Annotated in this window: 10 protein-coding genes; 4 read left to right on the top strand and 6 right to left on the bottom strand. The window is 61.4% G+C overall.

What is annotated here, in order from left to right; translation table 11 throughout:
- Positions 1-191: 191 nt before the first annotated feature.
- Complete coding sequence (locus AB0O97_RS18845; RefSeq protein WP_363843258.1) at positions 192-848, bottom strand: response regulator transcription factor; 657 nt, start codon at positions 846-848, stop codon at positions 192-194.
- The gene (locus AB0O97_RS18840) at positions 845-2,119 is read right to left on the bottom strand and encodes a PspC domain-containing protein (RefSeq protein ID WP_363884747.1); all 1,275 of its coding nucleotides are present in this window, start codon (positions 2,117-2,119) and stop codon (positions 845-847) included. Before AB0O97_RS18840 ends, AB0O97_RS18845 begins: the two co-directional genes overlap by 4 nt.
- A gap of 114 nt (positions 2,120-2,233) precedes the next feature.
- Here AB0O97_RS18840 and AB0O97_RS18835 point away from each other — a divergent pair, with 114 nt between their 5' ends.
- From AB0O97_RS18835 to AB0O97_RS18825, 3 genes are all read left to right on the top strand, one after another.
- Positions 2,234-3,637, top strand: coding sequence for a PspC domain-containing protein (locus tag AB0O97_RS18835; protein ID WP_363884745.1), 1,404 nt, complete (start codon positions 2,234-2,236; stop codon positions 3,635-3,637).
- Between the two features lie 89 nt (positions 3,638-3,726).
- Positions 3,727-4,029: a hypothetical protein gene (locus AB0O97_RS18830; RefSeq protein ID WP_363884744.1), complete on the top strand. Its 303-nt coding sequence runs from the start codon at positions 3,727-3,729 to the stop codon at positions 4,027-4,029.
- Positions 4,030-4,178: 149 nt separating this feature from the next.
- On the top strand, positions 4,179-5,204 hold the full coding sequence (locus AB0O97_RS18825; RefSeq protein ID WP_363884742.1) for a 6-phosphofructokinase: 1,026 nt from the start codon (positions 4,179-4,181) through the stop codon (positions 5,202-5,204).
- A gap of 177 nt (positions 5,205-5,381) precedes the next feature.
- On the opposite strand, the gene AB0O97_RS18820 is transcribed toward AB0O97_RS18825, so the two are convergent.
- The 3 genes from AB0O97_RS18820 to AB0O97_RS18810 form a co-directional block, all read right to left on the bottom strand.
- A complete protein-coding gene (locus AB0O97_RS18820; protein WP_363884740.1) occupies positions 5,382-6,275 on the bottom strand; it encodes a class C sortase in 894 nt (297 codons plus the stop codon).
- A 79-nt stretch (positions 6,276-6,354) separates the two neighbouring features.
- A complete protein-coding gene (locus AB0O97_RS18815) occupies positions 6,355-7,821 on the bottom strand; it encodes a SpaH/EbpB family LPXTG-anchored major pilin (RefSeq protein ID WP_363884738.1) in 1,467 nt (488 codons plus the stop codon).
- Between the two features lie 79 nt (positions 7,822-7,900).
- Positions 7,901-10,516 (bottom strand): LPXTG cell wall anchor domain-containing protein, encoded by a 2,616-nt coding sequence (locus AB0O97_RS18810; RefSeq protein ID WP_363884736.1) that lies wholly within the window; start codon positions 10,514-10,516, stop codon positions 7,901-7,903.
- 338 nt (positions 10,517-10,854) lie between these two features.
- Here AB0O97_RS18810 and AB0O97_RS18805 point away from each other — a divergent pair, with 338 nt between their 5' ends.
- Positions 10,855-11,586, top strand: coding sequence for a GNAT family N-acetyltransferase (locus AB0O97_RS18805; protein ID WP_363884734.1), 732 nt, complete (start codon positions 10,855-10,857; stop codon positions 11,584-11,586).
- Here AB0O97_RS18805 and AB0O97_RS18800 read toward each other — a convergent pair.
- Positions 11,525-13,030, bottom strand: coding sequence for a DHA2 family efflux MFS transporter permease subunit (locus tag AB0O97_RS18800; protein ID WP_363843240.1), 1,506 nt, complete (start codon positions 13,028-13,030; stop codon positions 11,525-11,527). The two genes, AB0O97_RS18805 and AB0O97_RS18800, sit on opposite strands and share 62 nt — an antisense overlap.
- Between the last annotated feature and the right edge of the window lie 2 nt (positions 13,031-13,032).

The following is a 13,032-nucleotide window of genomic DNA, read 5'->3' as shown; positions in this document are numbered from 1 at the left end:
GTCAAGGCCAAAGTGGTGCACTTCGGCTCCATAAGCGGCGTCGTTGTAGACAATGCTGAACCATGGCATTTGCGTCAAACGGCGGCATTTCTGTATGGCCGTAGCCGTGGACGTAGCCGCGGGGCTGATTTTCCGGCAGTCCGTGCCTCCACGCCACATGATCCGTCTCGATCCACACCGAAAAGGCTCCGCTAGAGCAGTCGTCTGTCCACGGCCCAGCGGGTCAGTTCATGGCGTGAGGAGAGCTGGAGTTTGCGCAGCACGGCGGAAACGTGGGACTCCACGGTTTTGATGGAAATAAACAGCGCTTTGGCGACCTCCTTGTAGGAGTAGCCGCGGGCGATCAGTCGCATGACTTCCAGCTCGCGTGCCGAGAGCTTGTCCAGCTCGTCTTCTACGGCGACTTCGGCCGTGCCAAAAGCATCCAACACGAACCCGGCCAGCCGCGGGGAAAATACCGCGTCTCCTCCAGCCACGCGCCGGACAGCGTCGGAAATTTCGGCACCGGAAATTGATTTCGTCACGTAGCCGCGAGCGCCGGCCCGGATCACTGAGACCACGTCTTCGGCAGAGTCCGAAACACTCAGCGCTAAGAATTTGGTGCTGGCCAGCAACGCGGCACAGCCAGCGATGACTTCGCGTCCGCCCTGTCCCCGCCCGCCCGGCAGGTGCACGTCCAACAGCACCACGTCCGGTTGGTGAGCTGTCACGGCGGCAATGGCTTGTTCAACCGTGGCGGCCTCAGCCAAGACCAGAAGGTCATCAGCCAGATCGGCCTTGAGCCCGGACCGGAAGATGGCGTGATCGTCCACAATCACAACTCTGATGGGTGTTACCGCACTCGTCATTTGTTTTCCTCAGTGGCAGGGGTTTCTTTGGGCAAGTGCAACCGCACTTCGGTACCATCCGCAGAACTAATGATCTCAGCCGTGCCACCATTGCGTTGCATGCGGCCGACGACGGACTCCCGGACCCCCAGCCTGTCAACCGCCACGGCGTCGACATCAAAGCCTGGCCCGCGGTCCTTCACAAAGACGTCTACTCCCTTTGCGCCGGCCTCAACGTAAACCGAAACGGTGGTGCCGCCGTGCCGGGCAGCATTGAGCACAGCTTCCCGGACGGCCTGTACCAGGGCATTGCCTCGTTCGCTCAAGTCCGCATCGCCCACCACGACAACTTCCACGGCCTGCCCGCTAAGGTCCTCAACCTCAGCACAGACGGCCTTGACGCGTTCTACTAACGCACCGGAATCATGGGCAGCGTCCTGATAGATCCATTCCCGGAGTTCACGTTCTTGAGCACGGGCCAGCCGGGTGACATCGGCTGAGGAATTGGCGCTCTTTTGAATCAAGGCCAGAGTTTGCAGCACCGAGTCGTGCAGGTGGGCTGCAATCTCGGCCCGCTCCGTTGCGCGAACGCGCCCTGCCCGCTCCTCCTGGAATTCGCGCCAAAACTTCAAGGCCCACGGGGCTAGCACAAGTGCCACTCCGGCAAGAACTGCGAGGGAGGCCACCACCGAAGCCCACACCAGGGCCCAGGACCCCGAACCGGTAACAATGACAATGACCCCGGCAATGACCAAGGCGAGGCCGCCACCGAGTCTCAGCAGTGCCATGGGCGTATTCATTTTGGCGGCGCTGAGCAGCCCCACCCGGCGGGTGTTATCTAGCTGCATCCACGTCAAAACGGCGCCGAGAACAATGATGAACAGCGGCAGTAACGTCCCCAGCTGCAGGTTCCAGGCGCTGGGTGAACCGAATATAACCCCGGCAGCGATAACCAGTGCTCCTCCGATGAGGATTTCACGGGAGCCCAGGGAGAGCTTTTGACGCTGCGGGTTGGCATTGATCTCTGCGGGAGCATCGTTTGCAGGCCGGAAGAGTTTCAGACGGGGGTTCCCATCGGCGTCGAGCAGGTTCCTGCCTGCGTCAGCTGACTCGCCTTCCATCGGAACTAAGAGCCACAGCCATGCGTAGAACACTATCCCTGCGCCAAAGAAGAAACTTGTGCCGATCATGACGGCGCGCACCACGGAAACACTCATGCCGAGGTGTTTGGCCAATCCGCCGCAAACCCCTGCGAGCCTGCGCTGCTGGGAACGGTACATCTTTGGGGTCATGGTTCAATCCAAGCACGCCCGGGACCTCCCGCAGTGTGTTCTGCGGGGTTGTTCAGGGTTCTTTCAGGGTCACCCCCAATGGTGAACAGCCAAACCAGCGGACACCATTGAAGTATGAATACCTCACATGACCTCCCTGAGCAGCCAGCAGACCCCACCCCAGACCCAGCGCCATCCCCGGAAACAGACCCGTCTCCCACGCCGCAATCAGGGGCACCGGAGTCCGCACCCAACGAACCTCTGCACGAGAACCGCCACGATTCAGCAAAGTTCTTCCTGTGGATCCGCGGCTTAGGCGTGCAGCGTGGCAGCAACCGCTGGGTAGGCGGCGTCTGCAGCGGCCTGGCCAATAAGTGGGGCATCGATCCAGTAATTGTGCGCGGCCTTGCCGTGGTCCTCACCCTGTTCTTCGGTATCGGCGTTCTGGCCTATGGCGTTGCCTGGGCGCTCCTACCCGAGCCTGATGGCCGAATTCACACCGAGCAGATGCTGCGCGGCCACTGGTCCACCGGTATGACAGGCGCAGGCCTGTTGACCTTGGTGGGACTCATCAGCCCCGGGCAAGGTTTCATCTTCGGCGACCACAACGGCTGGTTCCCCTGGCCGCTGTTCTGGATTGCCGCCGTCGTGGGTGTCATTTACTGGGCGGTGAACCAGAACAAGACGAAGAGTTCGGTTCCTGCCCCTGACTGGCAAAAGCCTATGGACACGGCCCAGCCGCACCAGAGTGCCCCCTATTTCGCCACCCCGGCAGCCGGGAGCACCGCACCCGGAGCGGCGCCCGCTTTCGCCGGCCACTACTCGGCCCAGCACTCCTATCCGGCACAGCAGTTCACACCCCAACCGCAGATGTACGTCAAGCATCCTGTGAAAACCAGGCCACGACTCGGTGCCGCAGCAAGCCTATTAGCCCTGGGTTTGGCAATTATGGTTGGCGCAATCGTCATGATTCTGGAAGCTACCAACGTCATTGATCTTGGCGGCTATGCTGTGGCGACGGCGGCCGCAGCGGCTGCCATCACCGCGGGTATCGCCATTGTGTGTGCCGGCATTCTGGGCCGAGCTGCTGGCGGTGTGGGCACGTTCGCAATCATCATGCTGGTGCTTGCTGGCCTACTGAGCCTGCCGCCGTACACCGGCCAAGGTTCCGCGTTCACCACCACTCTCTGGGCACCCACCACCATTGCCTCTGCCGAATCTGGGCGAACCTTGGTTATGGGCAACGCAACGCTTGACCTCACAAAGCTCGACGACGCGTCCCCCCTCACTGCCGACGTCAAGATTCCGGTGGATCTAGCCGCCGCCCAAATGACCATCAAGGTACCCACCAGCATCCCCGTTCAGATCAACAGCGATCTGGTGGCCTCCTCATGGACGCTTGATGATCAGGACTCCTCCGACACCTTCGTGAATGAGGCCAGCACCGATCTCAACCCTGAGGCCACCGGTTACGGACTCATCATCACTGTCCAGGGCGCCGCCTCTAACGTCACCGTTGTCCGAGTGGCAGGCCAGTAATGTCCCGCCAGCCAGGACCCCGCCCCCTGCCGCACGTTCCTGACGCGCACGCCATTCCCCCTCATCCCACTGTTCCCACGGAGAAGATCATGTCTAACCCCACCGAACCCATCCCCACCGAACCCATCCCCTCAGGGCCTTTCCCTACCAGCAATCTAGGAATGCCCGACGTCCTCAAGCACCTCGAGTCAGAAGGCCAGACAGTGCGGGTGGGCACCATCGTTTGGGGGGCCGTGGTCATTGCCCTAGGTATTCTGGTCATTCTCATCAGACAAGCCGGGCTCCAACTCGATGCAGGCGAGACTGCCATGTGGCTACTGTTCGGGGCGGGTCTGGCCATGGTGGCCGGCGGCACCGTGAACCTGCTGCGCAAAAAACAGACTCAGCGTTGAAGCCCCGCTGGTGGTAGTCGACACGGGGAAGTCCACGGATCGGGCTCGAAGTTGCCGAGATCACACGAACGTCTAGAATGTTCTAGAGAGGAGCTCAATGGTGCGCTCACACCCCCATTGAATTCATCCCCTCGAAGGACTTTAAACATATGAAGATTGGAATTCTCACCAGCGGCGGAGACTGCCCCGGGTTGAACGCAGTGATCCGCGGAATCGTCCTTAAGGGCATCAAGTCCTACGGCCACGAATTTGTTGGTTTCCGTGACGGCTGGCGCGGCGTGGTTGAGGGCGATGTCATGGACCTCCCCCGTCAGATGGTCCGCGGAATCTCCAAGCAGGGCGGCACCATCTTGGGTACCTCCCGCACCAACCCGTTTGAAGGCAATGGTGGCCCCGATGTCATCAAGGCCAATATGGAACGTCTTGGCGTCGACGCCCTCATCGCCATCGGCGGCGAAGGCACCCTGGCGGCGGCACGCCGACTGACCGATGCAGGCCTAAAAATTGTAGGTGTCCCCAAGACCGTGGATAACGATCTTGACGCTACCGATTACACCTTCGGCTTTGACACTGCCGTTCAGATCGCCACCGAAGCTATCGACCGCCTGCGCACCACCGGCGAATCCCACCACCGCTGCATGATTGCAGAGGTCATGGGCCGCCACGTCGGCTGGATCGCCTTGCATGCAGGCATGGCCACCGGAGCACACGCTGTGCTGATTCCTGAGCAGAAGACCAGCATGGACCAGATCGTTGAATGGGTGAACGAGGCTCACGATCGCGGCCGTGCTCCGCTGATTGTGGTGGCTGAAGGATTCGTCCCCGACCATCAGGACTCGGCCCACTCCGAGCGGGGCCTTGACACCTTTGGCCGTCCCCGCCTCGGTGGTATTAGCGAGCAGTTGGCGCCGGAGATCGAAGCCCGCACCGGCATCGAAACCCGTGCCACGATTCTGGGTCACATCCAGCGCGGAGGCGTCCCCTCCAGCTTTGACCGCGTCCTGGCTACCCGCCTGGGCATGGCCGCCGTCGACTCCGTCGTGGAAGCGCGCTGGGGCACCATGGTCTCGCTCAAGGGCACCGAGATTGAGCACGTCCCCTTCGAGGCGGCCCTGGGCAACCTGAAGGTTGTTCCGCAGCACCGCTACGACGAGGCAGCCATCCTGTTCGGCTAACCAACGCTTCACGAAACCCCGGCGCACTCTGGTGCTCCGGGGTTTGTTGTTTGATCTGCGGGCATGCAAAAAGGGACCCTCGCCGGGGGAAGGCGCGGGTCCCTTTCTGTGTTGCTGTCCAGGCTGCTGCCTGGGGGCGCAGCCGACCTGGACGGTCCCGGGACCTGGGGGAAGGTCCTAGGAGTCTTTGCGTGCACGTTCGCGGCGGCTGCCCACGAACACGATGGTGATCGATGCAAGGGCTGCTGCCCCCATTCCGACCGCCCACCACGGGAAGTCGACATCCATCGACAGTCTGGCGCTGGCTTCGGCCGCCGGGGTGGCAATGCGCTCAGCAGTCACTACAAACCGGTGGGTGTTGATGCCGATCGGGGTGCAGGTAATCAGTGACAGGAGGTCTTTGCCCGCCACCGGCCGAAGGGATTCGGTCTCGGTGGGCAAAATGGTGTCGACGCTGGTGACGCTGTAAGTCAGCACTTCACCGTAGACCTCCAGCGAAATCATCTGGCCAACCTTGACCTTCTCCAGGTCGGTGAAGAGGGTCGACTCGGGAATCCCCGAGTGTCCGGTCAGGACGGCGTGGCTTCCTGCCCCTCCCACAGGAAGGGCTGTTCCGAACAAGTGGCCCACACCGCGGCGCAGCGTGAGGTCGTCGGTACCGTGATAAATCGGCAGGTCGGCCTTGATCGCAGGGATCTGCAGCCGGGCCATCACCCCGTCCGGACTCAGTGAGAGCTGTTTGCGGTAATCCGCGCCGGTCTCGCTGTGGTCGCCGGCCGGTTCGTGGCTGAACGGGTCAAGCAGGGCCCCGCCGGTCAGCGTGTTGTTGTAGTCCCGTGCCGCTGCGAGGGCCTCACGGCGGCCTTCCGGTCCCAGAATTTCGACACTGTTTCCGTAGTTGTCCAGATCCCGCGATTGCTGCATTGCGGAAAACCAGCTGGCAGTGGTCGGGTACAGGAGAACACTGACACCGACAAAGATCAGCACGGCAATGAACACAATCGAGCCCGGAATCTTAACCCGTGGGGTTGTTCCCGGACTGGCCTGCGCCAATGTGTCGTGATGCCCCATGTGCGGTGGACTCCTGAAATCGAGTGCCCTGGCGGGAGACGCACATGTGCGTCTCCCGCCAGGGCACAACGGATTGTAACTAGGCCTGGACCGCGCGGCGGGTGCTGCGCTTGCGGATGGCTACGCCACCAGCGATGGACAACAGTCCGAGGCCGACGATCATGAAGGCCACAGTGCCGGGGCCACCCGTAAGCGGGAGCGTGAACGGCGGGGTCTGCGGGTTCTTGACTGTGATGGCAATGTCAGTTGTCAGGTCGCTGTCGACCGTGAACGACTTCGGGTTTGCTGCGCTCACATCAGAGGCGATGTTGTAGCCGGCGGGAGCCTTGGTCTCAACGAGCCAGTAGGTAATGTCTTCACCGGTTCCATTATGCTTCGCCTTCAGGCCGGCAATGTTGACGACTCCGTTTGCATCTGATGTGAAGACGCTGTTGGCGGTGCCGTTCGAGGTGACGGAGATGGCGTTGGTGTTTGCCTCGGCGTCTGCCTTGGTCGGGTAGACCTTGAACTCGGCACCCTGCAGGAACTTGCCGGTGTCATTGGCGGCAACCTTGTGGATGGTCACATCGCCCCAGTGGGTCTCTGCCGTGTCGGAGGTGGTCTCACTACCGTTGATGAAGACTGTTGCATCGTTCGTGATGATGCCGGAGGTCTCACCGAGTGAAACGACCGTCGTGACCAGGTCAACCTTCACCGTGTCACCGGGGGTGAGCTTGGCCAGGCCGTCAGGAGTAAAGGTGTAGGTCACGGTGCCGGGAACGGTGGACGTATCGACTGTGTAGTCGGTCGGTGCGGTCACCACGGTGCCGCCGGCAAGGGTTACCGTCTCACTCTTGTATGCCAATCGGTGATCGAGCTTATCCGAGATGGCGAACTGGGTCAGCAGGTTGCCCTCGGATGCGTTGGGCACCTTCGCGGCAATGTTCCAGGTGACGTCAGATCCGAGGCCTTGGCCTGCAGAGTCGTCAACAGTCTTGGTGATCGAGGCCAGTGAGTTCTTAGGGTACACGTGGACGTTGTAGATCCAGGTGCTGTCCGTTTTGTTGGGCAGCGGCAGCGTCACCAGGAACGGCTGGGCGGCGAAGGCGATGTTGTTGGGCCCAGGGTTGGTCTCCGTGACCAGGTAGACGGCCTGATCGAGGTTGCCGAAGGTGAGGACCCCATCGGGGCCGGTGAGGCCGGGGACTGCCGTACCGAGATTCGCCGGATCCACGTCTGCAGGGGTCAGGCCAACCGTGGCTGCCCATCCTTCGTTGGTGTCCAAGTCAATGTTGGTCACCTTCTGGATTGTGAATTCAACATCTGCCAGTGCCGTCAGGCCGCTGGTGGCTGCATCGGGGAGCTTGTTGCCGTCCGGGGAGGTGCCCTTCACATCAGGCTGCTCATACTTATGGATGGTCAATGACTTCGGCGCGTTGGTGTCGATGTTGCCGGTGTCGGCGGCGCTGGCCGGGAGCATGCTGCCGAAGAGGGCTGCAGTGGCCAGAGCGGCAATGCCGATCCCTGCCGTGATGCGCCGCTTGAACGGGTTCCTTACAGTGGACATGTGTTGTTTCCTATCAATTAAGAATGATGATCAGTGAAAAATTGTGGTTCAGTGGCGGCATTGCTTGCCGACCCCCAGGTCATGCGCGGTTTGCTTTGCCCCTCCTGACCAAAATCCAGGCCGTCACCAGCAACGCCAGCAACAGGATGCCGCCGCCAACCATCAGGTAGGCGATTGAACCGGTGCCGCCGGTCAGCGGAAGTGTCATGGTCGGGACGCTGGCATTGACGAAGCGGTAAACCTCGTGGTGGCCGGTCGCGACGGATACGTTCGTCGCGGCGGCATCTTCCCAGGCTTCGGCATCGGCAAGGCTGCCATCCGTGTTGAAGGTGCCGGTGTAGCGCTGCAGGCTCAGCTGCAGGTACGCGAGATTGAGCGTGCTGGACTCACTGACTGTGTGGTTCGCACTGGCAGTCACCCGCATCGTGTTTGCAGCAGTCACAGTGTCCTCACCTTGAACAGCCTGGGCTGTACCACCGTCCGGCGTTGCCGTCAGGGTGAAATCGCCAGGTACCAGGCTCCCGCCGTTGCTGTCATCGATGAACTTCAGCAGCGTCAGCACCGTGGCGCACTCGACCGTATTGGTGACGGTGAAGCTGTTGGCACCGGCGGCCAGGGTGGCCGCATGGGGGACGGGGTCCGACGTCGTGGTTCCGTTGGCAAGGGTCACTTGCGAACCGGTAAGCTCACACTTCATTCCGGATGCGAAGGTGGTTGTCTCCGCAATGGTCACGGTGTTGCCGGCGAAGTAGCCGCTGTGAACTGTGTCCCAGTCCTTTGCCGTGGCTCCATCGGCGCCCGGCCCGGTGAGGGTGAGTGCTGCGGAGATACCCTCCGGCTGATCGCCGTTGTCGTACGGTTTGCCGTCTACGATCCAGTTCTTGGACACCACAACGGTGGCTGCCGTGTTCGTGTTGGTGAAGGCACAGGTGACATTGCTGGCACCGAGGGTGAAGGAGCCCTTCAGTCCATCTGCTTCCACGGTTCCCACGGTTGCACCTGCAGCATTGGTGCACTTGAGCGTAGTGGTATAGACACCCTTGTTGGCGGATGCCAGCACTTCGGCGACATTGACCGTGGTGCCCTGGGCGAAGCTGGCCGTGATGACGTTGCCGTTAGTAGGAGTAGGAGCCGTAGAGCTTCCCGACTGGGTGTTGGCGGTGAAGCTTGCCGTGTCATCGTCGACGGCGTTGACCCAAGTCTTGGTTACCGTGACTTGTACTGGCGGTATCGTTGCGTTGATTACTTCACAGCTGATCGCGTCAGCCCTTTTTACGGCCACGGTGAAGCCAAGTCCGCCGGAATTGGTGACCGGGACATTGAGGCCCGTCACATTGTTCACACACTTGGCATTCCGAGTGTTTTGGGTCTCCAGCACATAGCCGGTCTGCTGCACTTCCGTGAATTGGAGCGTGCGTCCAGCCGCCGTCAGGTCATTGGCCTTGAAGTTTGCGGCGCCGTCCGCTCCGGTGACTGCGCTGCTTGGTGTGACTTGGTCTGCGGCCCGGCTATTGAAGGTCCAGCCGGCTGCGGGGGCGAGAGTGCCGGACAGATCGCGAACCTGCTTCACGATGCTGACGGTGCCCTGGCAATTCTTGAGCGCAATCTCGGTAAGCTGGGCTGTCAGATCGGCGTAGTTACTGATCTGAAAATAATCGGTTCCGGAGCGGTTCCCTGAAATCGCCTGAATATTCTGCAGGTTGATTCCAGTTCCCACCGCCAGCCCCATGACGAACGCGCCCGATGCCTTCAAATTGTCTGCAGCAGTCACTGCCGTGGACAGGTCAATGGCCTGAAACCCCGAGCCGAAGTCCCTATTGTCCGACGGGGTGGAATTGTTGTTGTTAGTGCCGGGTGTCCCGTATGCCGTCGGGTTGCCGTCGGTGACAAAAAGGACAATGTCGTACTGGCCCTGTGGGATCTGTCGCAAGGCGGCATCCCAGTTTGTTCCGCCAACGCTGTCTGGGACCCGGCTGATTTGGTCAATCTTGTTGTTGACGGAAGTGGCGCCGGCGGTTGTTGAAACGGAGGTTTTGGCGGTAGCCGTATTCGTTCGGTCCGGAGCATAGGTAGCGAAAGTATAGACACCAACGGATGAAGGGGTTCCGCGCAAGCTAGTGACCACAGCTTTGGCAGCATTCTTGGAGGCCAGGACATCGCTATTGGCCAGGGAGTTGGACAAATCCAGCACGATTGCAATGGACAAGCCACACGTGGTGGGAAGCTGCGGGTTTGCCAGGCGTGCAGCCAGGGCAAGCGCCCTGCTCTTGGGGGCAGGGAGATCCTCCACTGCCGTTTCGCTGGATGGCTCGACGGTGGGCACTTCCGTAGCTGGACCCTCTGTGTCGGGTGCTTCCGCGGCAGGCACCTCCGCCACCGACTTATCTCCAGCTTCTGCGGCGGGACCTTCCACTGCAGCGGGTTCGGAAGCGGTGGTGGCCACTTCTTCGCTGGGCACTGTGTCTTCGGCAGGTGCAGCACCCTCAGTCGTGCTCTCCGGTGCAAGCAGCACGCCGGAGTCAGCACCCGGTTCCACTGCGGCCGGGGTTTCGGTGGTTGCGGGCTCGGCTGACGCAGTTGTACCAGCAGTGGGCTCCTCTGCCTGCGCGGAAACCATGGAGCCAACGCCCAGACTTCCCACCAGGGCCAGGCCCAAAAGCCCGGCGGCCAGGCGCAACCTCAGGGGAGTCCCCACTGTCCCAGCATTGGGCCGGCTTTGGTGCCGGCGTCGGACAGGCGTGGATGAACGCATTACAACTCCCCCAGAGAAATGTTTGTCGGCGCGGTGCTGCGCAGTACCAACATTAGGGAGATGGGGGTCACTAAAACGCGAGTGGCAACCACCCTACTTTTCGGAATTCCACCACTCTAGAACTACGATCAAGCCACTCTATTTATGAGCTGGCTCACATTAATTTCTTCGAGTGGTACCGGAAACACTCCAGCGATTGTCCAACAGGTGGACAACCACCCTATTGGCGCAAAAAATACGCCCCGCAGCATTAATTTGCTGCGGGGCGTTAGCGTTAAAGCATGACCTTCGATCTGAACTCCGCACCCATTGTTTTTCTGGCCTGGGAACGGGGCCTGGATCTCCCGGAGGATTCCTTGCTTTCGGAGCTCCGCAACGGCCGGCACTCCCACCCTGTGGAATCGAATGAGCTGACGTTCCTGAGATTGTGGGACCAGTCCATCCTCACCGGCCCGCCCCATTTGCTGGCCGCAGCCGAGAAGTACGACGACGATGAACTCAGCGATCACTCCACCATGCTGCGCCTGACCAAGCTCGACGGCGGGCGGGGACTGGGCACGCAGGCCCTGTACTACGCCGATGATCTTGAACTCCACCAACCCGAGCACACCGTGCATGTTTCCACGGGTGATGCCGAGGCTGCCGCACTCGAGTCGCTGTGCCCGCCCGATGATGTCAACGACGTCGACCTGACCCACAGGCAACACAAGTTCACGGTGATGGATTCTGGAGAGCCCGACGCCGGACCCCTCGCCTGCAGCGCCTACGCCGAGTACCAAGGGCTGGTGGCCCAGCTTGGCACCCTCGTGGCACCGGACTCCCGGCGCCAGGGCCTGGGCCGTTTGGCCACCAGCATCGCGGCCCACGAGGCCCTGGCCGCGGGGCTTATTGTCCAGTGGCGGGCTGATATCAACAATGCCGCCGCCCACCAGCTGGCAGTTTCCGCGGGGTTTAGTGTGGCCGGACTGCTGACCCGGATTTCTCTGCAGAACCGTCAAACCCGGCATAAATAGCTGATACTTCGCGGGGCTTGGCGAAGAAGACTGCCACGGCAGCGCCCAGCAGCACCGCGGCGGCCGGCAGCAGCGTCGATTGGGCCATGGCCGCGGAGAACCCGGCATGCAGGAACTCGGGCAGCTGCCCGGAAACGCCTGTGGCACTGCCAGCCTCTCCCGCCGGCATTTCGGCAGCAAGCCGCGCGGCGATCAAGGCTGCAATCGCGGCACTGCCCAGGACCGAACCAATTTGGCGTGTCGTGTTGTACACGCCAGCCCCGGCGCCAGCCTCGCGTGGCCCAAGGTTGCGGGTGGCCGTCGTCGAAAGTGGCGCCCAAATCCCGGCACTGGCAATACCAAGGAGCCCGCTGGGAAGAAGGAACAGCCAAATGGCGGTGTCCGGACCCATGAGTGACGCCGTCCAAGCCAGCGAAATCGACATGAGCACAAACCCCGTCGTTGCCACGTAGCGCGGGTTGACGGCGTCGACCAGCTTGCCCACAAACGGCGCCAAGACGCCCGAGAACAAGGCCATGGGGACCATCATGAGTGCTGATTGCGTCGGAGTCATGCCGCGCACCAGCTGATAATAGAAGAACAGCGGCAGGCTCATGGCGGTGACGCTGAAGCCCATGGTGGTGATGGCGATGTTGGCCAGGGAAAAGTTGCGGACCTTGAACAGGTGCAGCGGCACTAGCGGCTCGCCCTTGTTGATGGCCTGCCACCAGACAAAGGCGACGAGGAAGACGATGCCGGCGATGATCATGGCCCATACGCTGATGGGCCCGGCGATGGTGCCCCAGTCGTAAGTGGCACCTTCCTGGATCCCAAAGACCAGCAGGAACAGGCCCACGGAACTGAGCGCGACACCCAGCAGATCGAATTTGTGGTCGTGCGTCTTCAGCGTCGGGACCAGCCGCCATGCCAGAACAAAGGCAATGACGCCCACGGGCACGTTGACAAAGAAGATCCATTCCCAGCCCAGGCCGTCGACCAGGACGCCGCCCAGGATGGGACCAACGAGCATGGCAACACCGGCAGTGGCACCCCACAGCCCCATGGCGGGGCCGCGCTTGTCAGGGGCGAAAATACGGGTGATGATCGCCATGGTTTGCGGCGTCATCATGGCGGCACCCAGGCCCTGGACCACGCGGGCAAGAATCAAGGTGCCTATATCACCGGAGAACCCGCACCACAGTGACGCCAGGGTGAACACGACCAAGCCAACCAGGTAAAGGTTTTTGGGGCCGTACTTATCCCCCAACCGCCCGGTGACCAGCAGCGGCACGGCGTAGGCCAGCAGGTAGGCGCTCGTGACCCAGATGACCGAGTTGATGTCTGTGTGGAGCCCCTCCATGATCTTGGGATTGGCCACCGAAACAATGGTCGAATCCACAAGGATCATGAAGAACCCCAGAACAAGTGCCCATAATGCGGGCCACGGTTTTGCCACGGTTTCCATGG

The sequence above is a fragment of the Specibacter sp. NPDC078692 genome (assembly GCF_040686835.1).
GTDB lineage: Bacteria > Actinomycetota > Actinomycetes > Actinomycetales > Micrococcaceae > Specibacter.
The sequence above is the reverse complement of the archived record's forward strand: the minus strand, read 5'-3'. Positions and strand labels throughout refer to the sequence as shown.